General features: G+C 69.0%; 22 protein-coding genes. 9 read left to right on the top strand and 13 right to left on the bottom strand.

Translation table 11 applies throughout. The annotated features are described in order from the left end of the window. Positions 1 to 8: 8 nt before the first annotated feature. Together BLU81_RS08150 and BLU81_RS08145 are read right to left on the bottom strand one after the other, a co-directional pair. Entirely contained in the window at positions 9 to 2,024 is a 2,016-nt protein-coding gene (locus tag BLU81_RS08150) for an ATP-binding protein (protein WP_092543065.1), read from the bottom strand. Between the two features lie 63 nt (positions 2,025 to 2,087). After that, the gene (locus BLU81_RS08145) at positions 2,088 to 3,002 is read right to left on the bottom strand and encodes a nitroreductase family protein (RefSeq protein WP_092543063.1); all 915 of its coding nucleotides are present in this window, start codon (positions 3,000 to 3,002) and stop codon (positions 2,088 to 2,090) included. A gap of 98 nt (positions 3,003 to 3,100) precedes the next feature. On the opposite strand from BLU81_RS08145, the gene BLU81_RS08140 reads away from it, so the two are divergent. Then, on the top strand, positions 3,101 to 3,616 hold the full coding sequence (locus BLU81_RS08140; RefSeq protein WP_092543061.1) for a hypothetical protein: 516 nt from the start codon (positions 3,101 to 3,103) through the stop codon (positions 3,614 to 3,616). A 73-nt stretch (positions 3,617 to 3,689) separates the two neighbouring features. Here BLU81_RS08140 and BLU81_RS08135 read toward each other — a convergent pair whose 3' ends face one another. Further along, a complete protein-coding gene (locus BLU81_RS08135) occupies positions 3,690 to 4,079 on the bottom strand; it encodes a MerR family transcriptional regulator (protein ID WP_092543059.1) in 390 nt (129 codons plus the stop codon). A gap of 12 nt (positions 4,080 to 4,091) precedes the next feature. Then, positions 4,092 to 5,534, bottom strand: a complete 1,443-nt coding sequence (locus tag BLU81_RS08130; protein WP_092543057.1) for a SulP family inorganic anion transporter — start codon at positions 5,532 to 5,534, stop codon at positions 4,092 to 4,094. Positions 5,535 to 5,755: 221 nt separating this feature from the next. On the opposite strand from BLU81_RS08130, the gene mmsA reads away from it, so the two are divergent. The 3 genes from mmsA to BLU81_RS08115 are packed head-to-tail and all read left to right on the top strand — an operon-like array spanning position 5,756 to position 9,689. Continuing rightward, positions 5,756 to 7,276, top strand: a complete 1,521-nt coding sequence (gene mmsA / locus BLU81_RS08125) for a multiple monosaccharide ABC transporter ATP-binding protein (protein WP_092556776.1) — start codon at positions 5,756 to 5,758, stop codon at positions 7,274 to 7,276. After that, positions 7,273 to 8,583: a multiple monosaccharide ABC transporter permease gene (gene mmsB / locus BLU81_RS08120; protein WP_092543055.1), complete on the top strand. Its 1,311-nt coding sequence runs from the start codon at positions 7,273 to 7,275 to the stop codon at positions 8,581 to 8,583. Before mmsA ends, mmsB begins: the two co-directional genes overlap by 4 nt. Before the next feature lie 8 nt (positions 8,584 to 8,591). Further along, complete coding sequence (locus BLU81_RS08115) at positions 8,592 to 9,689, top strand: substrate-binding domain-containing protein (protein ID WP_092543053.1); 1,098 nt, start codon at positions 8,592 to 8,594, stop codon at positions 9,687 to 9,689. 94 nt (positions 9,690 to 9,783) lie between these two features. On the opposite strand, the gene BLU81_RS08110 is transcribed toward BLU81_RS08115, so the two are convergent. Further along, on the bottom strand, positions 9,784 to 10,332 hold the full coding sequence (locus BLU81_RS08110; protein WP_092543051.1) for a TetR/AcrR family transcriptional regulator: 549 nt from the start codon (positions 10,330 to 10,332) through the stop codon (positions 9,784 to 9,786). A gap of 48 nt (positions 10,333 to 10,380) precedes the next feature. Here BLU81_RS08110 and BLU81_RS08105 point away from each other — a divergent pair, with 48 nt between their 5' ends. Next, a complete protein-coding gene (locus BLU81_RS08105; protein WP_092543049.1) occupies positions 10,381 to 11,835 on the top strand; it encodes an MFS transporter in 1,455 nt (484 codons plus the stop codon). Positions 11,836 to 11,842: 7 nt separating this feature from the next. Here the strand turns inward: BLU81_RS08105 and BLU81_RS08100 are convergent, their stop codons facing one another. Continuing rightward, entirely contained in the window at positions 11,843 to 12,973 is a 1,131-nt protein-coding gene (locus BLU81_RS08100; protein WP_092543047.1) for a hypothetical protein, read from the bottom strand. A 311-nt stretch (positions 12,974 to 13,284) separates the two neighbouring features. Beyond that, positions 13,285 to 13,896, bottom strand: coding sequence for a TetR/AcrR family transcriptional regulator (locus BLU81_RS08095; RefSeq protein WP_092543045.1), 612 nt, complete (start codon positions 13,894 to 13,896; stop codon positions 13,285 to 13,287). A 124-nt stretch (positions 13,897 to 14,020) separates the two neighbouring features. Here BLU81_RS08095 and BLU81_RS08090 point away from each other — a divergent pair, with 124 nt between their 5' ends. Continuing rightward, complete coding sequence (locus tag BLU81_RS08090) at positions 14,021 to 14,896, top strand: alpha/beta hydrolase family protein (RefSeq protein WP_092543043.1); 876 nt, start codon at positions 14,021 to 14,023, stop codon at positions 14,894 to 14,896. On the opposite strand, the gene BLU81_RS08085 is transcribed toward BLU81_RS08090, so the two are convergent. Further along, on the bottom strand, positions 14,897 to 17,209 hold the full coding sequence (locus tag BLU81_RS08085) for an ATP-binding protein (protein ID WP_092543041.1): 2,313 nt from the start codon (positions 17,207 to 17,209) through the stop codon (positions 14,897 to 14,899). It abuts the gene before it with no gap. A gap of 43 nt (positions 17,210 to 17,252) precedes the next feature. Then, a complete protein-coding gene (locus tag BLU81_RS08080) occupies positions 17,253 to 19,046 on the bottom strand; it encodes a S8 family serine peptidase (RefSeq protein ID WP_157751401.1) in 1,794 nt (597 codons plus the stop codon). A gap of 270 nt (positions 19,047 to 19,316) precedes the next feature. Here BLU81_RS08080 and BLU81_RS08075 point away from each other — a divergent pair, with 270 nt between their 5' ends. Further along, the gene (locus BLU81_RS08075; protein WP_092543037.1) at positions 19,317 to 19,964 is read left to right on the top strand and encodes a ThuA domain-containing protein; all 648 of its coding nucleotides are present in this window, start codon (positions 19,317 to 19,319) and stop codon (positions 19,962 to 19,964) included. A 977-nt stretch (positions 19,965 to 20,941) separates the two neighbouring features. Here the strand turns inward: BLU81_RS08075 and BLU81_RS08065 are convergent. From BLU81_RS08065 to BLU81_RS08060, 3 genes are all read right to left on the bottom strand, one after another. Next, the gene (locus BLU81_RS08065; RefSeq protein ID WP_157751400.1) at positions 20,942 to 21,409 is read right to left on the bottom strand and encodes a hypothetical protein; all 468 of its coding nucleotides are present in this window, start codon (positions 21,407 to 21,409) and stop codon (positions 20,942 to 20,944) included. A gap of 2 nt (positions 21,410 to 21,411) precedes the next feature. Beyond that, entirely contained in the window at positions 21,412 to 21,537 is a 126-nt protein-coding gene (locus BLU81_RS51450) for a hypothetical protein (RefSeq protein WP_269461003.1), read from the bottom strand. A 116-nt stretch (positions 21,538 to 21,653) separates the two neighbouring features. Then, positions 21,654 to 22,088 carry a MarR family winged helix-turn-helix transcriptional regulator gene (locus BLU81_RS08060; RefSeq protein ID WP_092556774.1) on the bottom strand — a complete coding sequence of 145 codons (435 nt, stop codon included), beginning with the start codon at positions 22,086 to 22,088 and terminating at the stop codon, positions 21,654 to 21,656. Positions 22,089 to 22,176: 88 nt separating this feature from the next. On the opposite strand from BLU81_RS08060, the gene BLU81_RS08055 reads away from it, so the two are divergent. Then, entirely contained in the window at positions 22,177 to 22,683 is a 507-nt protein-coding gene (locus tag BLU81_RS08055) for an NAD(P)H-dependent oxidoreductase (RefSeq protein WP_092543031.1), read from the top strand. Here the strand turns inward: BLU81_RS08055 and BLU81_RS51975 are convergent. Next, positions 22,577 to 23,182: a MerR family transcriptional regulator gene (locus BLU81_RS51975; protein WP_373873369.1), complete on the bottom strand. Its 606-nt coding sequence runs from the start codon at positions 23,180 to 23,182 to the stop codon at positions 22,577 to 22,579. The genes BLU81_RS08055 and BLU81_RS51975 overlap by 107 nt on opposite strands. An 83-nt stretch (positions 23,183 to 23,265) precedes the next feature. Between BLU81_RS51975 and BLU81_RS08045 the strand changes: the two genes are divergently transcribed. Then, a complete protein-coding gene (locus BLU81_RS08045; protein ID WP_092543027.1) occupies positions 23,266 to 24,150 on the top strand; it encodes a tyrosine-type recombinase/integrase in 885 nt (294 codons plus the stop codon). Positions 24,151 to 24,192 lie beyond the last annotated feature (42 nt).

Raw genomic sequence — 24,192 nt, 5'->3', positions numbered from 1 at the left:
CCGGGCCCTCACGCCACGGGCAGCGGCAGCCGCACGGTGACCACGGTGCCGGTCGGCTGGTTGGCGGCCAGCTGGATGGCTCCGCCGTGCATCCGCACGATCGTGCTGGCCAGGCTGAGCCCGAGCCCGCTGCCGACGGTGCCCTGATGCCGGACGTTGCTGCCCCGGAAGAACCGGTCGAAGACCCGCCCGCGCTCGTCCGCCGAGGTACCGATACCGGTGTCGGTGATCCGGAGTTCGGCCATCGTGTCGTCGGTCGTGAGTGCGATGCGGACCTCACCCCCGAGCGGGCTGTACTTGACCGCGTTGGACAGCAGATCGTCGACGACCTGCCGCAACCGGACGGTGTCCCCGTCCAGGACCAGATGCGCCGGCAGCGCGGTCCGCAGCACCACACCGGTGTCGGCGGCCAGGTGCCGGGTAGCGGACACCGTGCCGGCCAGCAGCACGGCCAGGTCGACCTTCTCCAGATCCAGCAGCAGGTAGCCGGAGTCCAGGCCGGCCAGGTCGAGCAGCTTGTCCACGATCCGCTGGAGCGCGGTGGTGTTGCGGGCCACAGAACGCAGCATCTGGCGGACGTCCTCGCCGAGATCGCCGGAGTCCTCGACGAGCATCGTCACATTCGCGGCGATCGAGGTCAGTGGGGTACGCATCTCGTGGCCGACCAGAGCGATCAGGTCGTCCTGGGCGCGAGCCAGCTGCCGGGTCACCTGCGCGGTGCGGCGCGACGCGACATACACGCCGAACTGGGCGGCCACCCCCTCCAGCAGCACGGTGAGCAGCTGCTCGTGGTCCTCCCGGGAGTCGGCGCAGCAGATCAGGACACCCAGCATCGTGTCGCCGTCGTGCACCGGGACCGCCAGCACCGTCCGGATGCCACGGCGCCGCCAGACACGTACCTCAGCAAGCTCCCGGGGTTTGATCAGGTCGTCGTCGATGGCCACGTCGGCCACCCAGAGTGGGCGACCGGACTCCCAGACCCGACCGGTCACGCCCATCCCCCGGCTCGGCGGGTTGCCGAAGAAGCCGTCGGTGTCGTGACCGGAGACGTCCCAGTGCGCGGCCGACCGCAGCAGACCGGTGGACTCGTCGATCAGGAACAGCTCCGCGCACGGCCAGCCCAGCGTGGTCCCGACCGCCGTCAGCACCCCGAGGGCCGCGCCGGACTCGGTCTGCGCGGTACGCAGCGCCTTGTCGACGGCCAGGTGACAGATCCGGAACCGTTCGGCCCGGCGGATCTCGGTCAGCTCGTCGGCCACCGCCAGCGCGCCCAGCAACCGCCCGTCCCGGGCGGTCAGCGGCCGGGCCGTGGTCGCGAAGGTGCGGATCTGGTCGCCGGGCGTGGTGGTCAGCACGTCCACCGCGTCGAGGTGTTCCCCGTGCAGCGCGCGGATCAACGGAGTGTGATCCCCGGCCAGCGGCCGCATCGCGGAGTCGCGCAGCACCCCGTCGGCGGTCGACTCGTAGTCCGGCGGCATCGGCCCGGTCGCGGACAGCCCGTGCGCCTCCCGCGCCGACCGGTTCAACGCGATCACCCGGCCGGTGTCGTCACAGGCGATGACCGACGCCGACAGGTTCTCCAGCAGCACCGACAGCAGGCTACGGTCCCGTGCCTCCGCCTCGCCGGTGGCCCGCAGCAGCTCGGCGATCTCGGTCAGCGCCGCCTCCTCACCGTCGGTCCACACCCGCTCCGCGGAGTCGAAGACGGCGAGGGCCCCGACCGGCTGGCCGCCGTCGTCACGGATCGGCACCCCCAGGAAACCGCTGCGCACCGGGCGGTTCAGGCTGACCACGTGCCCGCACGCCCCCTCGGCGCCCGCCTCCCCGGCTCCGTGCGCGCTCACCAGGTGCTCCCCGTCACGGCCCGCGAGGGCCATCGTCGCCAGCGGCGCGTGCAACAGCCGGGCGGCCATCCGGACCAGCGCGTTCAACGGCAGCGGCTGTACGGGTAACAACCGTCGCGCCCGGTCCACCGCCGCCAGGCGCGCGGGATCGCCCAGCACTGTCTCGTCGACGAACAGCATGATCAACCTGATTCGGGTGCGGCAACGGGTCGTCGATGATGTTCCCCGGACGGCCGCCGCGAATCACACCGTTTGCCGGCGTGTACCCCGGTCGATGATCTGCCGGACACCCAGCCGCGAGGTGGGGCCCGCGACAGCCTGGGTGGCGTGGCGGCCCAGGCGGATCATCACGTACGGCTGGGCCGCCTCGGGCACCGCCCGCCGCAGCATCTCCCGCGCGTCCGCCCGCTCGATCGGCGCCGAGAACGGCAGCACCGACACCCCCTGCTGAGTAGCCGCCAGCCAGCCCGCCGACAGCGCCTCCCCCGCGTACAACCAGTCCATGTCGTGATCGCCGCGCCCGTGCAGGACAGCGAACGTCGCCGCCCGGTCCCGCGAGCCGCACCGCACGGGCAGCCGGCCACGGTCGGCGGCGCCGACGATCCGGTCACCGCCGGTCCACAGCGCCAGCTGCTCGTGCCACTGCTGCTCAGCCGGGTCGGCGGCACCCTCGCCGGCCACCGCCACCGCCAGGTCGAGAACCTGATGCGGACGCAGCACGTGCAACCCGACATCGTGCGAGTGGAACGCCCGGACCAGGTTGCGCATCTCCTCGGCGGTGATCGCCCGGCCGGTGACCGGCCGCGGGTCGGTGTGCCGCTGACGGACGGCACGGGCCAGCCGGGCGGTGCCGGGACTGGCCGGGGCCCGGCCCTCCAGGCGCAACCGGGCCAGCGGGCCGGAGCGGGCCGAACGGGAGCGGCGCTCGACGGTCGCCCGCCAGCCCTGCGCGGCCAGACTCAGCCGGGCGTGGTGCAGGGCCGCGCCGCAGCCGATCATCGCGAGGTGCCCGGCCGGGCCGGCGAGCAGGTCCAGCACCGGGCCGGAGGCGCGCCACCGCCACGGTTGGGTGTTGTGCGCCGAGGGTGCCCGGCCCGCCGTGACCACGGCACGGTAGAAGGCCTGCGCGCGGGCGCGGGAAACGATCGGTGATGCCATCGGACGTCCCGTCGTCAGGACCACCGGTACCGGTGATGTGCCTCGACTCTACGCCCGCCGGTTCGAAATCCCCCAAGGCTGATATCTATCATGAAAACATGACAAACCTGACACGACGGACTTTACTGGGCGCCGCGGTCGCCGCCGGGGCCTTGACGATCCCGGCGCCGGCCCGGGCCGGCGCGCCGACGCAGAACTACTGGCGCTACTGCGACCACTGCCACGAGATGTTCTTCGACGGGTACGCCGGCAAGGGCTCCTGCCCCGGCGGCGGCGGGCACGTGGCGAGCGGGCTGTACTTCGCGCTGCCGCACAGCAGTGTGGAGACACCCACCGCGCAGGCGCAGTGGCGGTACTGCCGCAAGTGCCAGGCGATGTTCTACAACGGCTACTCACCGGCGGGCGTCTGCCCCGCCGGAGGCGGGCACGCCGCCCAGGGCCTGAACTTCGTGCTGCCGCACGACATGGTGACCGGCGCCGGCTCCCAGTCGGAGTGGCGCTACTGCCGTAAATGTCACGTGATGTTCTACGACGGTTACGAGAACAAGGGCCGGTGCCCCAGCGGCGGCGGCCACTCGGCGCAGGGCTACATGTTCGTCCTCCCGCACCTCTGACAGCCATCGGCCCCGGCCGACGGGCCGGGTGCCGGCGGTCGCCACGAACCGGTGACCGCCGGATAGCGGCGGGCTAACGGCTGTGCTGGTCCAGGTGTTCGCGCATCTGCTGGGCGAAGCCCTCGGCGTGCGCCAGCTGGTCGCGTAATGCCTGGACCCGGGTTTCGGCGGCTTCGTGGTAACCGGCGAGGCGTTGGATCAGGGCGCCCCGGTCGCCGGTGCCGGCGGTGAGTTCGTCCAGGATGTGCAGCAGGTCGCGCATCTCGTCGAGGGTGAAGCCGAGTGGTTTCATGCGTTTCACCACGCGCAGGCGGTCCAGATCGGGGTCGGTGTAGAGCCGGAAGCCGCCGTCGCTGCGGGCGGACGGCACGATCAGCCCGGCTTCCTCGTAGTGGCGGATGGTGCGGATGCTGAGCCCGACCCGTTCCGCTGCTTCCCCGATCTGCATGTGCCGTCCGGTCATCGCCACAGTCTGTCAGTGTCCGGCGTTCAGCCTGCCTGCGAGGTTCTGGTGGAATCCGGCGCTGGTCTCGTTCAGGCCGACGATCTCGACGTTCTTGCCGCGTGACCGGTATTTCTGGGTGATCGCGTCGAGGGCGGCCACCGAGGACGCGTCCCAGATGTGGGCGGCGCTCAGGTCGATGACCACGTGGTCCGGGTCGCCGGCGTAATCGAACTGGTGGACGAGATCGTTGCTGGAGGCGAAGAACAGTTCCCCGCGTACGACATAGGTGTCCTCGATCCTGGTGACCTCGGTGAAGTGGGCCACCCGCCGGGCGAAGACCACCATGGCGGCCAGGACACCGAGGATCACGCCGACCGCGAGGTTGTGGGTGACCAGGGTGCCGGCGACGGTGATCAGCATGACGACGGTCTCGCCGGCCGGCATCCGCTTGAGGGTGGCGGGGGCGATGCTGTGCCAGTCGAAGGTGCCCACCGACACGATGATCATGACGGCGACCAGGGCGGCCATCGGGATCAGTGCGACCACGTCACCGAGGACCACCACCAGGATCAGCAGGAAGACACCGGCCAGGAACGTGGACAGCCGGGTGCGGGCGCCGGACGCCTTCACGTTGATCATCGTCTGGCCGATCATGGCGCAGCCGCCCATACCGCCGAAGAAGCCGGTGACGATGTTGGCGACGCCCTGTCCCCACGACTCGCGGGTCTTGTCGGAGCGGGTGTCGGTGACGTCGTCGACCAGCTTGGCGGTCATCAGCGATTCCATCAGCCCGACCAGGGCGATACCGAGCGCGTAGGGCGCGATCAGGGTCAGAGTGGCCAGGCTGAACGGGACCTCGGGGATACCGAAGACTGGCAGGCTGTCCGGCAGGGTGCCCTCGTCACCGACGTTCGGCACGGTGACGTGCGCGATCAGCACGAATGCGGTGATCAGCACGATCGCGATCAGCGGCGCCGGGATCGCGGTGAAGAACCGGGGCAGCACGAACATGATCGCCAGCGCGACCGCGACCAGGGGGTAGACCAGCCAGGGCACGCCGATCAGGTGCGGCAGTTGCGCGGTGAAGATCAGGATCGCGAGGGCGTTGACGAAGCCGACCATCACGCTGCGCGGGATGAAACGCATCAGTTTCGCCACTCCGGCCGCGGCGAGGGCGATCTGCAGCAGGCCGCCGAGCACCACCGCGGCGGTCAGGTAGCCGAGCCCGTGTTCCTTGGCCAGCGGCGCGACGACCAGGGCGATGGCACCGGTGGCCGCGGAGATCATCGCTGGGCGGCCGCCGCAGATCGCGATCGTGACGGCCATCGTGAACGAGGCGAAGAGCCCGACCTTCGGGTCGACGTTGGCGAGGATCGAGAACGAGATCGCCTCCGGGATCAGGGCGAGCGCCACGACCAGCCCGGCCAGGATCTCGGTGCGCAGCACCTTGGGTGACGTGAGCCAAACCGGCATGACTTCAGGGTTCCTCTCGGACGGCACCCGGGAGCGGGCCCGGCGACTCTACCCTTCCGTAAGGGGAGAGTCGCCTCCGGGACGGCTCCGAGGTTCCGGAACCGGATCTTCGCTTGCCGGGATGGCGGCGACAGTCAATTGGATTTACAGTGCGGAAACGCCCTGTTCATCGAACTTGATCAAACCGTCCGGGGGTATCCGTGGGCGAAGCCCTGCTCGAAATGCGATCGATCACCAAGGAGTTCCCCGGCGTCGTCGCATTGGCCGACGTCAGCCTGGCCGTGCCGGCCGGGCAGATCCACGCGATCTGTGGAGAGAACGGCGCCGGTAAATCCACTCTGATGAAGGTGCTCAGCGGGGTGCACCCGTTCGGGACCTATCAGGGCACGATTCTGTACCAGGGCCGGGAGTGCCGGTTCGCCGACATCCGGGCCAGCGAGAACGCCGGGATCGTCATCATCCATCAGGAGCTGGCGCTGGTTCCGGGCATGTCGATCACCGAGAACATCTTCCTCGGTAACGAACCTCGGCGCTGGGGCCGCATCGACTGGAAGGCCGCCAACCACCGGGCCCTGGAGTTGATGGGCCTGGTCGGGCTGAAAGAGGACCCGGACACCCTGGTCAAGGACATCGGCGTCGGGAAACAGCAGCTCGTCGAGATCGCGAAAGCGTTCGCCAAGGACGTGCGGCTGCTGATCCTGGACGAGCCGACGGCCGCGCTCAACGAGAACGACTCGCGGCATCTGCTGGATCTGCTGCGCGGGTTCAAACAACGCGGCATCACCTCGATCATGATCTCGCACAAGCTCAACGAGGTGGAGGCGATCGCGGACGCGATCACCATTCTGCGTGACGGGCGGACCATCGAGACCATCACGGTCGGCGAGGGCGGGGTCGACGAGGACCGGATCGTCCGGGGCATGGTCGGCCGTGATCTGCGGAGCCGGTTCCCGGAGCACACGCCGCAGATCGGGGACGTGTTCTTCGAGGTCCGGGACTGGACGGTGCGGCATCCGATCTCGGCCGAGCGGCTGGTCTGCAAGAATTCGAGTTTCACGGTGCGCCGGGGCGAGATCGTCGGATTCGCGGGGCTGATGGGTGCCGGCCGGACCGAGCTGGCGATGAGCGTCTTCGGCCACTCGTACGGCGTACACCTGCAGGGAAAGGTCTTCAAGGACGGCCACGAGATCCCGGTGAACTCGGTGGCCGAAGCCATCAAGAACGGGCTCGCCTATGTCAGCGAAGACCGCAAGGCGATCGGCCTGAATCTGCTCGACGACGTGAAGACCTCGGTGGTCGCCGCGAAACTGTCGAAGATCACTCGCCGTGGGGTGCTCGATCAGACCGTGCAGTATCACGAGGCGGAGAGTTACCGCCGCAGTCTGCGGATCAAGACACCGACCGTCGACGAGGGCGTCACCCGGCTGTCCGGCGGCAACCAGCAGAAAGTGGTGCTGGCGAAATGGATGTTCACCGACCCGGATCTGCTGATCCTGGACGAGCCGACCCGGGGCATCGACGTCGGTGCGAAATACGAGATCTACGGCATCATCCAGCGGCTCGCCGACGAGGGCAAAGGCGTCATCGTCATCTCCTCGGAACTGCCCGAACTGATCGGGCTCTGCGACCGCATCTACACCGTCTTCGAAGGCGCGATCACCGGTGAGGTGGCCCGCGCGGACGCCGAACCGGAACTGCTGATGAGGCGGATGACCTCGAACCGGAAGCTGACCACGCCATGAGCCGCTGGAAAGACCTACAGAAGAACCTTTTCGGGGGGACCACCTCCAACGCCCGCCAATTCGGCATGATCTTCACGCTCGTGGCGATCATCGCGTTCTTCCAGTTCCGCACCGGCGGGCTGACCCTGACGTCGGGCAACCTGATCGCGCTGACCCAGCAGTACGCCTACATCTCGATCCTGTCGATCGGCATGCTGATGGTGATCGTCGCCGGTCACATCGACCTGTCGGTGGGTTCGGTCGCCGCGTTCACCGGCATCGTGGTGGCCAAGGCGATCACCGAACACGGCGTACCGTGGCCGGCCGGCATCGTGCTCGGTCTGGTCGTGGGCGCGCTGATCGGGGCGTGGCAGGGGTTCTGGGTCGCCTACATCGGAGTGCCGGCGTTCATCGTCACGCTCGCCGGGATGCTGCTGTTTCGGGGCGGCAACCAGTACATCGGCAACGCCGACACGGTGCCGGTCCCGGAGGGTTTCCGGGTGATCGGCGCCGGTTACCTGCCCGAAGCCGGGCCGGAGACCGGTTACAACAACCTGACGCTGCTGCTCGGGCTGTTGCTGTGCCTCGCGGTGATCTGGCGGGAGTGGCGGTCGCGACGGGTGCGCCAGCAGATGGAGGGCGCCGAACCGGCCCCGCTCTGGGTGTCCGGGCTACGGCTGGCCGTGCTCATCGGGGTGATCGTCTTCGCCACCTTCCGGTTCGCCGGCGGGCGGCTGGGCACCAGTTTCCCGGTCTCCGGCATCATCCTGGCCGTCCTGGTCATCGCGTACTCGTTCTACACCCGCAACACCGCCGGCGGCCGGCACATCTACGCGGTCGGCGGCAACGCCCGGGCCGCCGAACTGTCCGGAGTGAAACTGCGCCGGGTCAACTTCCTGGTGATGACGAACATGGGCGTCCTGGCCGCGGTGGCCGGCATGATCTTCGTGGCCCGGTCGACGGCATCCGGCCCGCAGGACGGGCTCAACTGGGAACTCGACGCCATCGCCGCGGTCTTCATCGGCGGGGCGGCGGTCTCCGGCGGTCTCGGCACGGTCAGCGGCTCGATCGTCGGCGGCCTGGTCATGGCCGTACTCAAGAACGGTCTGCAGCTCACCGGCGTCGGATCCGACATGGACCAGATCATCCGCGGGCTTTTCCTGCTCGCCGCCGTCGCGCTGGACGTCTACAACAAGAGACAGGGCCGCTTCTCGATCATCGGATCGTTGACCCGGCCCTTCCGAGGTTCGGTCGCCGCCCCCACGGCAGAACCGGCAGTCCCCAGTTCCGAGAGCGAGAAAGCCAGTACTTCTTCGTCAGGAAGGTGATCGCCTTTATGCGTACCAAAATCATTGCTGTCGGTGTTGCCCTTGCCATGGTGGCCGGTGGCTGTGGATCGGAACGGGAGGGCGCCGGCTCGACCGATGGCTCGAGCGCTCCGGCGAAGGGATTCGCGGCGGATTCGCTGATCGGTGTGGCGCTGCCGTCCAAGACGTCGGAGAACTGGGTGCTCGCCGGTGGGCTCTTCACCGCCGGGCTGCAGGAGGCCGGGTTCCAGGGCGACGTGCAGTACGCCGGCGCGTCCACCACGGTCGCCGACCAGCAGGCCCAGATCACCGCGATGATCACCAAGGGCGCGAAGGTCATCGTGATCGGCGCGACCGACGCGGCGCAGCTGTCCACCCAGGTCGCGCAGGCCAAACAGTCCGGCGCGGTGATCATCGCCTATGACCGGCTCATCACGAACACTCCGGACGTCGACTATTACATCGCGTTCGACAACTTCAAGGTCGGGCAGTTGCAGGGGCAGGCACTGCTGGACGGCATGAAGGCGAAGAAGGCCACCGGGCCGTGGACGATCGAACTGTTCTCCGGTTCGCCGGACGACAACAATTCCGGGGTGTTCTTCAACGGCGCGATGGAGGTACTCAAACCGGCCATCGCCTCCGGTGACGTGGTCGTCGGGTCGGGTCAGACCGACGTCAAGCAGACCGCCACCCAGGGCTGGAAGGCGGAGAACGCGCAGAGCCGGATGGACGCGCTGCTGACCTCCACCTACGGCAGCAAGACCCTGGACGGGGTGCTGTCACCGAACGACACCCTGGCCCGCGCGATCATCACCTCGGTCAAGGGCGCCGGCAAGCCGGTCCCGGTGGTGACCGGCCAGGACTCCGAGGTCGAGTCGGTGAAGTCGATCATGCTGGGTGAGCAGTACTCGACGATCAACAAGGACACCCGAAAGCTGGTCACCGAGACGATCAACATGGTCAAGACGCTGCAGACCGGTGCCGAGCCCGAGGTCAACGACACCAAGTCGTACGACAACGGCAAGAAGGTCGTTCCCGCCTACCTGCTCCCGCCGGTGATCGTCACGAAGGCGACCGCCGCCGAGGCCTACGCCGACGACCCGAAACTGGCCCCGCTGACCAAGTGACGACCGGCCCGGCCGGCCCCTCGCCACGGGGCTCCGGCCGGGCCGTTTCCGGCGCCCCTGGTAGGCCGGCTCGCGCCAGCGAACAGGAACGCGGTCAGGTGCGGGGCCGGAGGCCGTCGAGGGCGAAGTTCAGCACCCGGGCGCGCTGGCCGTCGTCGACGAAGGCGGCTGAGGTCAGGCCGGCGACCATCCGCAGGACGTCGTCGAAGGCGGCCTCCGGGCGGATCTCGCCGGCCTGCTGCGCGCGGTCGAACAGGGGCTGGCCCGCGGAATACATCACCGCGCGGCAGGAACCGAACATCTGCGAGTCGCGATTGAGCAGGTCGATCAGGGCGCGTTTGGTCGCCGCGTACGCCACGAAACGCTCCAGCCAGGCCCGCAACGCCGGCCACGGGGGCTGACCGGCCAGGGCCGTGGCGGCCTCGGCGAGCTGGTTGACCTCCTCCACGTAAACCGCCTCGATCAGGTCCTGCCTGGTCGGGAAGTTGCGGTAGAGGGTGCCGATGCCGACGCCGGCCTGTTTGGCGATCTCCTCGAGGGAGGTGTCGGCGCCGTGTTCGGCGAAGGCGGCGCGAGCGGCGATCAGGAGCGCGTCGAAGTTGCGCCGGGCGTCGGCGCGTTGCGGGCGTCGCACTGTGATCATCGGCAAGTCCCTTGCGAAACGGAGGCACCCCTCCGGTAAGGTGGAGGCATGCCTCGACTTTATCAGGCCGCGCCATCGGTGATCCCCGCCGCGACGCGGACCTCACCGGCCACGCCGCGAACGACCTTCGCCGTGCTCGCCGCGGCGGCAGCGGCGTTCGCGCTGATGCAGAGCCTGCTCACCCCGGTCCTGCCGACCATCCAGCGGGACCTGCACACCACCACCGGCACCGTCACCTGGGTGCTGACCGCCTGGCTCCTCGCCGCCTCGGTCGCCACCCCACTGATGGGCCGGATCGCCGACATCATCGGCAAGGACCGCACCCTGCTCGTCGCGCTCGGCGCCATCGCACTCGGCTGCCTGATCGCCGCGCTCGCCCCCAGCATCGGCGTGCTGATCGCCGCCCGCGTGCTCCAAGGCCTCGGCGCCGCCGTGTTCCCGGTGTCGTTCGGGATCATCCGCGACGAGTTCCCGCCGGACCGGGTCGCCTCCGCGATCGGCACGATGGCCGCCGTGATCGCCACCGGCAGCGGTATCGGCATCGTGCTGGCCGGGCCGATCGTCGGCTTCCTCGACTGGCGCTGGCTGTTCTGGATCCCGATGGCCGTGGTCACGCTCGTCACGGTGGCGGCGTGGCGGATCGTCCCCGCGTCCCCGGTGCGCAGCCCCGGACGCGTCAACATCGTGTCGGCCGTGCTGCTGGCCGGCTGGCTGGTCGCCCTGCTGCTTCCGCTCAGCAAAGGAGCCGTCTGGGGCTGGTCGTCCGGGCGTACGCTGATCCTCTTCGGTCTTGCCCTGGTCCTGCTCGCCGCGTGGCTGGTCGCCGAGTTGCGCTCCGCCGAGCCGCTGATCGACATGCGGATGATGCGCCTGCCCACGGTCTGGGCCACCAACCTGTCCGCGCTGCTCTTCGGGGCCGCGATGTTCGGTGTCTTCGCCTTCCTCCCCCAGCTGATTCAAATTCCGACGATCAGCGGGTACGGGTTCGGCGCCACCGTCACCGGAGCCGGCCTGCTGATGGCCCCGATGCTGGTCGCGATGGCGATCTTCGGTTCCTTGAGCGGTCCCCTCACCCGATGGGTCAGCAACAAGGCGCAGCTGCTGTGGGGTTCCGCGATGGGCACCCTGTCCTGCCTGACACTGGCCCTGGCACATGACGAGAAGTGGACGGTCGTACTGGCCGCCGCGATCTTCGGGGTCGGGCTGGGCCTGATCTACTCGTCGATGGTCAACCTGATCGTGCAGAGCGTCCCCCGGCACCAGACCGGCGCCGCCAGCGGCATGAACACCAACATCCGTACCATCGGCGCCTCGATCGGCACGGCCGTGGTCAGCGCGGTGGTCACCGCCCACCCCGGCGCCCACGGCCTGCCCGCCGAGTCCGGTTACACGATGTCGTTCCTGATCCTGGCCGGTGCGGCCGCGGCCGCCTTCGCGGTGGCCCTGCTGGTCCCCGCACCCGTGGTGGAGCCGGTCGCGGCGAACTTCATGGCCACCGCGTAGGACCTCACTACTTGGTGACCTTGACGTGGTCGCCCGCAGCGGACACCGGGGCGACTGTCGCGCTGCCTGCGAAGACCCACCGCCAGTAGCCGGTCGCGGTGGCCTTGACCACGGTCTTCAGGTTGCCCTTGGCATCGGCCCGGACCGTCTTGACCGTCTTGTACCGGCCGCTACCGGTCTTGCGGAACTGGAGTCTCACCGACTGGCTGCCGTACCCGGTGAAAGTGGTAGCCGCATCCGTGGTGGCCCTGGTCAGCCGGCCGGTCACGGTGAGATTCCGGTTCTTGCGGACCGGCTCCGGTGCCGCGTTCGCGGTCAGTCTCGCCACCTTGTAGAGGGTGACCGCGTCCATCCCGGAGGTCGAACCGGCGGCCGAGGCACTACCGGCGAACGACCAGCGCCACTCACCCGGCCAGGTCGCCGCAGCAGTGGTGCGCAGAGTGCCGTCGCTCGCGGTCCTGACCGTCTTGACGGTGCTGAAGTTCGCCGACCCGGTCTTGCGGAACTGCAACACCACCTGCTGACCGGCGTAGCCGACCATCGCCTGCGTGCCGTCGGCCTCGTAGTAGTTCCAGTCCGGCTGGGTGAGCTTCCCGGTCACCGTGAGAGTGCCGCCCTTGCGGGACGGCTCCGGCGTGGCGTCCGCGGTGGTGAGCCGGGTCTGCTTGAGGATCGCCACCTCGTCGGCGGGCTCACTGATCCGGTGGAACTGGGCGGCGTCGCGGGCGAACCCGCTGATGTCCACCATGATCGTCCCGCCGGCGTCCGGGTTGGACATGTCGGACGATCCGAACGTCGCGGTACCGGTGCAGATCGACGATTCCGAGGAGGCCTGCACGCACTCCATGTTGTCGCCGGACGGCCCGTTCAGGAACTGGAAGAAGTAGCCGCCGCGGCCCTTCAGCATGCCGTCCGCGATGTCCACACCACCGGACTGGTCCCAGACCTCGGCCCGGACCGGAACCGTGATCTTCACCTTGGGATCGTTGCCGAGAACGACCGGTCTGCCGTTGTTGACCATTGGGTCGATCAAGAAGTAGAGCGGGTGACCGTCGGCCTGCGCCGGTGTTCCCGCGAACAGGGCTCCGGTGAGCGCCCCGATACCCAACAGTGCCGCGCCACTACGTGCGTTCACCACGAGAAAACCTCATCCCCCATACGATCGCGGTGATCTTACGGTCCCCCGGTGACCTCCGCGACCTCGCACGAGTCGGCTTCGGTCACTTCCACCGGACGGCCGGGAACGGGCCGAGCATGACCGAACTGTTGGCCCACCATTCCAGTTCCGCGTTCATGCGGGCCAGCATGGCTCGGGATAGCATTTATCTTCGATAGGAGAATGGGGTCTAGGTCGGAGCCGACCTGACCGGCCTGCCCCTGGACGACCCGCTGTCCGCAGTGCCGGAGCTTGTTCCGCACCGAGTACACCGGCCGGACGCTGCGCGACCTCTACGGCCTGTCTCCGGCCGGTTTCCACGCCGGCTGATCCTGGCGCAGGCCGGTGACCAGCAGGGTGACGATCCGCCGGACGTCGTAGTCCGGGTCCCGCACGTTCCACGCGACGAGGTCGCCGACGGCGCGGATCAGCTCGTACGGCCGGATGTCGGCGACCACCTCGCCGGACTCGCCGGCCGCGTCGAGCAGATCCTTCAGCACCGGGACGAGGCGGTCGAGGAAGAGCTGGTGCAGCGCCGCGTACCCGGCGTCGTCGCCCTGGCGCACCTTGGCCAGGCCGTGTTTGGTGCCGAGGAAGTCGACGAACAGGTGCACCCAGTCGAGCAGTGCGGCGAACGGTGACGGCGCCGTCGCGAGCAGAGCCGGGCCGGCGTCGGCGCACGCGTCGATCTGGTGCCGGTAGACCGCCACCATCAGGTCCGCCCGGGTCGGGAAGTGCCGGTAGAGCGTGCCGATGCCCACACCGGCAGCCGCGGCCACCTCGCGGACCGTGGCGTCGACGCCGGAGGTCGCGAACACCTCGGCCGCCGCGTCGAGCAGCGCGCGCTCGTTGCGCGCGACGTCCGAGCGCCGCTTCGGTGTCGTACTGCCTGAATCCGTCGTCACCCCGGGATTGTGTCACGCCCCGCACAAAACGGAGCGTGGTTCCGTTTCGGCTTGCGAAACGGAACCACGCTCCGTATGTTGATGTGGAACGTTGTTCCGATTCACTTTCCGGTAAGGACTCCCCATGTCGATCCTGTCCCTCAAACCTGTCGTGCTGCCCGCCCCCGGCCGCGGCGACGACCTGCAGATCCGGGTCTCCGCACCCGACTCCGGCACCGGGCTGCCGGTGATCGTCTTCGCGCACGGCTTCGGCGGCGCGATGGACTGGTACGACCCGCTCGTCGACCACTGGGCCGCGAACGGCTTCGTCGTCGTCCAGCCCACCTTCCTGGACTCCACGACACTCGCTGTCACCCCGGCCGACCCGCGGTACCCCACCATCTGGCAGACCCGCGTAGACGACCTGACCCGCGTCATCGACGACCTCACCACGATCCTCGCCGCGGTGCCCGGCCTGGCCGGTCGCGTCGACCACGAGCGTCTCGCGGTCGCCGGTCACTCGTGGGGCGGCCAGTCCGCTGGAATGCTGCTCGGCGCCCGCGTCATCGGCGACGACAACGACCGCACCGATCCTCGGGTGAAAGCCGGCGTCCTGCTGGCCACCACCGGAATCGGCGGGGAGGAACTGGCTCCGTTCGCGCGGGAGCACTTCTCGTTCATGCACCCGGACTTCGACGCGCTGAAGACTCCGACCCTGGTCGTCGCCGGTGATGACGACCAGTCGGCGCTCTCGACCCGCGGCCCGGACTGGTTCACCGACGTGTACCACCACAGCCCCGGCGCCCAGGGCCTGGTCACCGTGTTCGGCGGGCAGCATCTGCTCGGCGGCATCCACGCCTACCGGGCCGCCGACACGACCGACGAGAGCCCGGAGCGGGTGGAACTGATCCGCCGGACCTCGACCGCGTTCCTGCGGACGGCTCTCGGCATCGACACCACCGCCTGGCAGACCGAGGTCAGCGCGGCTCCCGGCCCGATCGGCCGGATCGAGGTGAAGTAGTCACCCCAGGGCGGCGAGGCGCTCGCGGAGACCGGCCTCGGCGGGATGGTCCATGGCCTCGATGACGGCGAGCCCGCGCTGCCAGGTCCCGGCGGCGGCGGTGTGGTCGGCGACCGCGGCGTACGCGTCGCCGAGTCGCACCGCCATGTCCGCCTCGTTGTACCGGTCACCCAGCTCGGCGTGCAGCCGCATCCCCTCGCGGTAGTGTTCGACGGCCAGTTCGGGACGGCCGAGCGCCTGGTGGGCGACACCGAGGGTGTCCAGGGTCGCGGACAGCCCGACCCGGTGGCCGATCGCGCGTTGCAACCGGGCCGCCTCCCCGCAACGGTCCAGCGTGACGTCGTACCGACCCTGTTCGGCGTGCAGGTGCCCGGCCATGTTCAGGGCCAGGCCCAGCACCACCGGGTCGTCGGCGCGGCGGGCCAGGGCGATGGCCCGTTCACCGTGGTCGATGGCCTGCGGCCAGTCGCCTCTGAGGCTGTGGGCCCAGGCCGTCAGGTAGAGGGTCGTCGCGGCGTCGGCCAGGTCGTCCAGCGACAGATACAGGTCGAGGGCCCGGGCCAGGTGACTGAGCGCGTCGTGCGGCCGGTCCAGCCGGATGCAGCCGTTGGCGAGGACCCGGTGGGAGAACGCCTGGGCGGCGGGGTCGTCCAGGCGTTCCGCCGCGGCGAGCGCGGTGGACTGGACCGCGGTCCAGTCCTGCAGGCTGCCGTTGCGGTCGAGGAATTCGCCGATGCCCCAGGCGAGTCGCCAGGTGAGACGATCCGCCCCGAGGCTGGCCGCGAGCCGGAAGACGGCGAGCAGCACCTGATGCTCGTCGCGGAACCAGGCCATCGCGTGCGCCTCGCTGTCGTACGGTTCCCCGGCTCCGGGTGTGAGGGGTTTACGCAGCGGGTTGATCGTGATGGCGGCCTCGCACGCCGCGGACACCATGTAATTCATCAGCCGGAGCTGCGCCGCCCGGCGTTCAGCAGGTGGATCGGCCTCGGCGGTCAGTTCCGCGGCGTAGGCGCGCAGCAGGTCGTGGGAGACGTAGCGGCCCGGCCGGTGCTCGGTGAGGAGCTGGGCGCGGGCGAGATCGTCGAGGACGGCGCGGGCCTCGCCCGGTGTCGTCCCGGCCAGGGCAGCCGCGGCACGGTCGGACACGTCGGGCCCCGGATGCAGCCCGAGCAGCCGGAACATGCGCTGCCCGGCGTCCGCAAGCAGGCGGTAGGAGCAGGAGAACGCGGCCCGGACATCGGTGTTCACGTCGTCGCTGCGCAACGCGGACAGTCCACCGGCAGCCTGATCCAGCCGCGCGGCGATCTCCGCCAGCTCGAAGGTCGGATGGATCGTGGCCCGGGCGGCGACCAGGGCCAGCGCCAGCGGGAGGCCACCGCAGGCTGCGACGATACGGCCGACCGCGGTGTCGTCGCCGGCGAGCCGGTCCGCGCCCAGTCTGCGGGCCAGCAGCTCCCGGCCGTCCGGAACGCCGAACGGCTGCAGGGTCAACGACTGGGCGCCCTCGGCCACGATCAGGCCGGTCAGATGATCACGGCTGGTCAGCACGCAGAGGCAGCCCTCCGGCGGCAGCAGCGGCCGGACGTGCTCGGCGTCGGCGACGTTGTCAAGGACCACCAGCGACCGCCGGCCGCTGAGCATCGTGCGGTACAAACGTTCCTGAGCCTCCGGGCTCGCCGGGAGCCGTTCCGGCGGCACGCCGAGCGAGCCGAGGAGCTGTTGCAGGGCTTCGTGGGTGCCGACCGCGCCGGCCGGGTGGAAACCGCGCAGGTTCAGGTACAACTGGCCGTCCGGGAAACGGTCGGCGACGCCGCGCGCCCAGTGCAGGGCCAGGGTCGTCTTGCCGACGCCCGCCATCCCGCTGATCACCACCGGGCGCCGGTCGGGCAACATCGCGTCCAGCCGGGACATCTCCGCGGTGCGGGCGGCGAACGTCCCCGACGGTGCGGGCAGTTCCCGGGGCACCGGGGCGCGGGTGGCGGTCCCCGGGCGGCGCTGTTCCTCCAGCCGGTCCCGGGCGGTCGCGAACTGGCCCTGTTCCGCCGGTGTGGCGCCGAGCAGCCGGACGAGGACATCGAGGCGGTCGGTCGGCGGCAGCACTCGCCCGGCCAGGTATTCCCCGACGATCCCGTGCGACCATCCGGTCCGCTCGGCCAGCTGCCGGTACGTCAACTCCTTGCTGCCGGCGTTGCGGGCCTGCCGGCGCCGGAGCCGGCGGAGCAACTGTCCGAACTCCGCCACGGTGATGATGTCGGCCGGCACCTGGAACCCTTCGTCGTTCTCCGCCCGGCCGCGCGAACGGACCGGAGCCACGACGTTACCGCCCGGCTCCGGTCCATGGTGTCCTCGATTCCGGTCAGCGTTTCCAGGTACGGGCGCCGGTGGTGGTGACGTTGCCGACCTTGTCCACCGCGCGGACCCGCACGGTCAACGTCTTGCCGTATTTAGCGACCTTGATCTTGAAGGTCCACGGGGCTTTGGTGTCCCGCGCCACGACCTTGCCGTTGATCAGGACCTCGGTGCGGGCGACACCTGCCGCATCGGTGGCCTTGACCGTGACGGTGACCGTGCCCCGCACCTTCGCACCGTTGCGCGGGGCCTTGGTGATCTTCAGAGCCGGACCGCGGTTGTCGGCGATCACCTTGCGGTTGTAACGGGCCTGGTTGCCGGCCCGGTCCGACACCCGCCACTGCAGGGCGACCGCGCGGTTGAGCTTGCTGCCGTTGAACCGCACCGCGTACGGCGCGGTGGTGTCCCGGCCGACGAAACGGCCGTCGGCGTACAGGTCGGCGTAGGCCACCCCGGAACCGGAGTCGGAGACCCCGGTCGCCTGCACGGTGAGCGTGCCCCGGAACCGGGCCGACTGGCGCGGGCTCGATCCGGTGATCCGCGGTGCGCTCGTGTCCACACCGGCCACCGCCCGGCCCGCGCGGATCTCACCGAACTGGGTGAAACCCGTGGTCTCGGTGGCCTTGGCGGTCGCCGTCAGGCTCTGCACCAGCGCCGTGTTGGTCGCACCGGGATGCCTGGACTTCATCAGCGCGATCGTCCCGGCCACCAACGGTGCCGACGCCGAGGTGCCGCAGAAGTTCGCGTAGCCCTTGGTCGCCAGGTCAGCGGCGAGCGTGCACCACGGCGCGGCGACGTCCACCCAGTCCGGCCCGTAGTTCGATCCGTAGATCTCGTAGGTCCACGGGTCGAACGTCAGGAAGATGTCACTCGTCTCGTCGGTACCACCGACCGCGATCACCCCCGGGTAGGCCGCCGGGTAACGCCGCGTCTTCACCGCGTCGTTGCCCGCCGACGCCACCACCAGGGAACCCTTGCGCTGGGCGTACGACACCGCGTCACGGAGCACCGCCAGGTCCTGCGAAGTGCCCAGCGACGCGTTGATGATCTTCGCCCCACGATCGGCGGCGTACACGATGCCCGCCGCGGTGATGGCGATACTGCCGTCACCCGCCGCACCGAGCACCTTCACCGGCAGGATCTTGCAGGCCCAGCAGGTCCCGGCGATCCCCGCCCCGTTGTTGCCCCGAGCCGCGATCAGCGAGGCCACCGCGGTGCCGTGACCACTCTCGTCGTTGGCGATCGCGTCGTTGTTCACCAGGTCACGGCCGCTGAGGACCGCCCCGGCCAGGTCCCCGATCGCGTCGACCCCGCCGTCGACCACCGCCACGGTCACCGCCGAACCGGTCGTGAGACTCCACGCGTCCGGCACGGTGATCTGCCGCAACTCACCCTGATCCGACCAGCGCGGGTCGTTCGGGACCACCGCGTCGGCCCGCACCCCGGAGTCGACCTCCACATAGGTGACGCCCGGCGCCGACCGCAGCGTCGCCGTCACCGCCGCACTCCGCGACCGCGGCACGCTCACCGTGCGCACACCCAGCTTCGCCAGTGGCGCGCTGTCCGCGGCGCGCACACCGGCGGTGCCGAGGCTGCGGGTCGCGGTGGCCGCGCTCACCCCCGCGTCGAAACCGACGACGAGCTGAACCGTGTCACCGGGCGCCGTCACCGCCGGCCGGGGCGTCCCTGCGCCGGTCGAGGTGACCTGCCGTTTGCGGCTCTCGACGTCGTTCTGATCCTTGGCGTGCGCCGGCACCGCCCCCAGTGCCAGCAGCATCGCGGACCCCGTCAGTCCGGTCACGACCCGGCGAATCCTGTTGCCTCGCAAGACATCCCCCATCGTCAGCGTGTCTGCGCGCGGACGCTAGCGCGGCGACATCGACGGGCGCCCGCGATGTCGGCCGGGGTTGGACAGCCTTGGACACGATCCGATGCGGTCTTCGAACGCCGTCTCAGCATGGGTCGCAACGGCTTCTCCGCCCTTCTGGAGGCCGAGAGCCGGACGTGGCCAGCGCTGCCCTGCGCCGCGCCGCGGATCAGCGCCGCGCCGCCGGGCTAAGCTGGACCGATCATGAACGTGTTGATCGTCCGCGGCGGATGGACCGGCCACGAGCCGGTAGCCTGCACCGACCAGTTCCGGGGATTCCTCGAGTCGCGGGACTTCACGGTGACCGTCGCCGACACTCTCGACGTCTACACCGACAAGGCGATCCTCGACGCCGCTGACCTGATCGTGCAGTGCTGGACCCGGGGCGACCTCACCGCCGAACAGGAGGACGGGCTGGTCGGCCGAGTGCGCGCCGGGGCCGGTTTCGCCGGATGGCACGGCGGGATCATCGCGTTCGGCTATCAGGCGGCCCGTTACCAGTTCATGGTCGGCGGCCGTTTCGTCTGCCACCCCGGCGGCCTCATCGACCACACGGTCGACTTCACCGCCGACCACCCGATCACCGCCGGCCTGGACTCGTTCGCCGTACACACCGAGCAGTACTACTGCCACGTCGACCCGAGCCTGAACGTGCTGGCCACCACCACCTTCGACGGCGCACACGACGAGCCGGACACCGCCGGCGTGGTGATGCCCGTCGTGTGGACACGACACTTCGGCAAGGGCCGCGTCTTCGTGTCGACGCTGGGCCACTCCCCCGCCGACCTGAAGGTCCCACAGATCCAGACCCTCACCGAACGCGGCCTGCTCTGGGCCGCAACCAGCAACTGACCGGACAACAACACACACGGCGCCCCCCGAACCCCCGCCACCGGCCGTGTAAACCGAGGCCGACGGTCAAGGCGCGGATTCGGCCACGGCAAGCGCACTACCGGCTAAGACTCTCCCGTCCCGCCCAGACTGGTGTCCAACATGCCGCTCCCAATCAAACTCATGCCCCACGGCTAGCCGTAGCTCAGCCAGGTTCTGGAGCTCCATAACAGGTCTGAACTACGGCCAGGCAAGCCGAGCCGTAGTTCAGCAACGTCATGGACCCGCTATGACATTGCTCAGCTACGGCTAGCCGAAATGGAAGTAGGGCTGGGGAGGACGGGCCGGGATGAAATCGGCTGGGGGGAGACGGGCCGGGGAGAGCTGTGGTCGGTGCGAGAGGTTGGAGAGACGAGCCGGGGCACCGCTGATCGGGAACGGACACACAGCACCGAGCGGCCACGATAACCGCGCCCCCGCAGCAGGTTCTTGACCCGCCGCCGCGTCCGGTCCCACACCTCGGCCCGCCCGATCCACACCTTCGGCACGGTGGCCAGCGAAGCCTCGGTAACGTCGGTGATCTCAGCGATGGTCGTCCGCTCCCGGCCCATGAGGATCAACCCCGCTTTCCGGTACGAGTCGACACCCCACAACCGCAACCACACCGCCCGTATCTACCCCGCGAGGTAGCGCCACCACGCACGGTGCCCAACGCGACCGCCGGGCGTGAGCGATACTCACCGCCAACCCGCTCGCCTACGAACCACCGGGTATCAGCCGTCACCCGCCGGGAGGCCGGGCGCCGCTCCGATCCGGCGGACCGGCCAGTTACCGAGGGCGGCAGAGCGGGGCCGAATGGCGACCGGGCCGGGCGAGGCGCAGCCGATTTGTGGCCGGCGGGGCCGACTGGTGACCGCGCCGGGCCAGGCGAGGCCAGGCCAGGCCTGGGCGAGACGAGGCCAGCTGGTTGCCGGGCGGGGCGGGGCTGGGCTGGGTGATCAGCCCTGGCCGCAGGCTGCTTCCAAGCCGGTTATCGCCTCGGCCAAGTCGGCCTTGCTCGGCTTTTTGTCGGGGTTCTTCTGGTAGGCCTTGTCCAGCGCGTCCATCTCGTCGGCCACCTTGCTCGCGGCTTCGGTGACTGCGGGGCCGGCACCGATGGCCTTGGCGTAGAGGTCCATGGAGCCGGCGATGTACTGAGCGCCGACGGCGATGTGGCCGGCTGGCGGGCCGATCTTCTCGGCTTCAGCGACCAGTTTCGCATTGTCGTCGATCGCGGCGAGTAGTTCGGTGCAGGCCTTCTTGGTGGCCTCGTCCACGGTCGGTGCCGCGCTGGCCGCCTCGGCCGGAACTGCCGGGCTGGCGGGCGTGCCCGCAGTGTCGGTCGACTCGGTGGCCGAGTCACAGGCACCGATCAGCGCGACCATGGCGACGGAGGAGAGAAGCAGCCCAAAGCGCTTGTGAAGCAATGTCAATCCTTACTCAGTACCCCGTTGAAGCCCGCAACGTACCAGAGCTTCGATTGCCGCTTCTGCCCTGTTTCCAGCACCGAGACGGCCCGATACGGGATCGTGACCGGCTCGCTGACATCGGTCACCCGCTCGCCGGGGAGCGTTCACGGAACCAGGCCAAGGTAAGCCGAGCCAGGAGAGGCCGAGCCAGAAGAAGCCGGGCCGGGCCGTAATCAACCTGCTGCCGCGCGCCAGCCGGGGTTCAGCGGGTCTGGGTCAGGACCTTCTCCAGGGCTAGCGCCACCGTCCGGGCCTCACCCTTTGTCATCAGGTCGGTGAAGTGGCGTTTGATGCCGGCCATGTAGACGGGGGCGGCGGCCCGGAACCGTTCGCGGCCGGCTTCGGTCAGCGTCGCGTAGGCGCTGCGCCGGTCGTCGGGGTTGCCTTCCCGGGTGACCAGGCCGGCTGCCCCGAGGGCTTCCACCACGCGGCTGACGCGGGTGCGGCTGACGACGGCTTTCTGTCCGAGTTCGCCCATGCTCAGCCGGCGGTCGGGGGCGTGGTATAGCTCCAACAGCACGTCGTACCAGGTCAGCGGCAGGTTGCAGGTGTTCTGCAGTTCGCGGTCGAGGGCCGGCACCAGGGCGGCGTGCACCCGGAGCAGGGCTGACCAGGCAGCCACGTCAGTGTCGCTCATCACCCGATGGTAGCGATTTCTTGTGCGCACGCACACATCAGCATTTGAATGTGCGTGCGCACGCACTCTACGGGGAGAGTGACCCACGCTGCGGAGAGAAGAACCCGGGCGCACGCACCAACCGAGGAGCCGTCATGAACCTGCTGCACATCTCCGCCTCACCGCGCGGACCCCGTCCGGGCCCGCCACCACCGCCCGGGACGCCTCGGCCGCCGTGTTCCGGCGCTTCGACGCCGCCGACACCTACCTGTTCAGCGTCCCGATGTGGAACGCCGGCATCCCCTACATCCTCAAGCAGCTGATCGACGTGATCAGCCAGCCGGGCCTGGTCTTCGCGTTCGATCCGGCGTCCGGCTATCGAGGGCTGCTGCGCGGCAAGCGTGCCGCGATCATCTACACGAGCGCGGTCTACCGGCCCGGCCTGCCGCCCGAGTTCGGCGCGGACTTCCAGTCCCCGTACCTGGAGGGCTGGCTGCGCTGGGCCGGGGTCACCGAGATCCACCCGATCCGGTTCGGGCCCGACGTGACCGATCCGGATCCGGCTCGGCGCACCGCTCACGCCCAGGCCCGCAACGTCGCCGAACCGCTGGTGTAACGGAACTGAGGCCTCCGTCGCCGCCTCGCGGGGCCGGGGCCGGGGCTTCACCCTGGCGTACCAGAAAGGGGTTAACCGGACACCGGTACGTGCGACTGTATGGTTGCCAGACCAGCGGGGAGTCGACTATCGCGAGGGCGAGGTCGATCAGGGCGTGTGCCCGGCCGCTGATCAAGGTGAGAAGGGCGTGCGCATGCGGGGCTCCCTCGGCGGCCTGCTGGAGGGCGTGCAGGTCGGTGGAGAGGTCGGCCAGTCCGGCGGCGAGGTCACGGTCGGCTTCACCGTGCAGGGCAGTGGCGATGGTCTGCAGGTTCAGGCCGTGGACTTCCAGGCTCTTCACCGTGGCGATCGTGTCAACAGCAGTCTGATCATAGAGACGGAAGCCACCCCCGGTGCGGTCGGCGCACGTGAGCAGCCCCAACTGCGTGTAATAGTCAACGGTGCGGGTGGAGACCCCGGCCTGAGCGGCGAGCTCCCCGATGCGGAGTAAACCGGTCACCAGGGCGAATCTACGCCCTAACTTCCGGCCTGTCAGGCACAGGGACTGTGGAGACCCCTAACTATTGGGGAGATCCGGCACTCATGGACGATCGCGTCTGGCTCAGCTACGAGCGGCACTTACGGCTACGCGGCATCAGCGCTCAGACAGTCACCAACTACCGGAAGTCCAGAGCCAAAGTCGCTGACTTCACTGGTGGGCCTGTACACACTGCCAGCAGGCTAGACCTGGAAGAACTGTTAGAGTCCTGGATCGGCAAGTTCAAAGGCTCCACACGGCTGCACCATTACATCAACCTGGGTGCCTACTTCAACTGGTGCGTCTCCGAGGAACACATCTCCCGGAACCCGCTCAAGGGCCTGCCACAACCGAGCATCGACGACGTACCACCTCGGGTGCTCTCTGAGGTTGAACTCCGGAAGCTGATCAAAGCGTGTGACGGACCCAATCTGCGAGACAAGCGGGACGCCGCCATAATCCGTCTGATGAGTGAAGCTGGTGGGATGCGCAACACAGAGGTTCGGTTGCTGCGCGTCGAAGACATCGATTGGTTGAATCAGGTGGCTAACGTCTCCGTCTCCAAGACCTATCTGCGTCCGATCCCGTTCGGAGACAAGACAGCGCGAGCCATCGAGCAATATATGAAGCTACGCGAGAAGCACAGGCAATCCGGATCACCCTGGTTGTGGCTTACCGGAAGGCAATCGGACCTGGGGATGGGTATCACAACTCTCAGAGACATCGTCGTCCGTCGGGCCAAGAAAGCTGGTCTGGGTCACGTGGATGCAAAGTCGATCCGCCACACAGCAGCAGATCGAGCTATGGAAGCTGGTATCTCGACACCGGACATGAACAAGCTGTTTGGATGGTCTGAGCGAAGCATCATGACGAGTGTCTACGGCAGAGCACGTGCTCAGCAACGGGCGTTAGGTGCTGCTCGTTCAGCCAAGCTCGGAGACAGGCTGTAACCGCTAGCCGACCAATCCAGTAGAATAGCGCTGGTCAGTCCC

Source organism: Actinoplanes derwentensis (assembly GCF_900104725.1).
Classification (GTDB): domain Bacteria; phylum Actinomycetota; class Actinomycetes; order Mycobacteriales; family Micromonosporaceae; genus Actinoplanes; species Actinoplanes derwentensis.
Note: the sequence above shows the minus strand (reverse complement) of the source record. Positions and strands in the feature narration are given on the sequence as shown.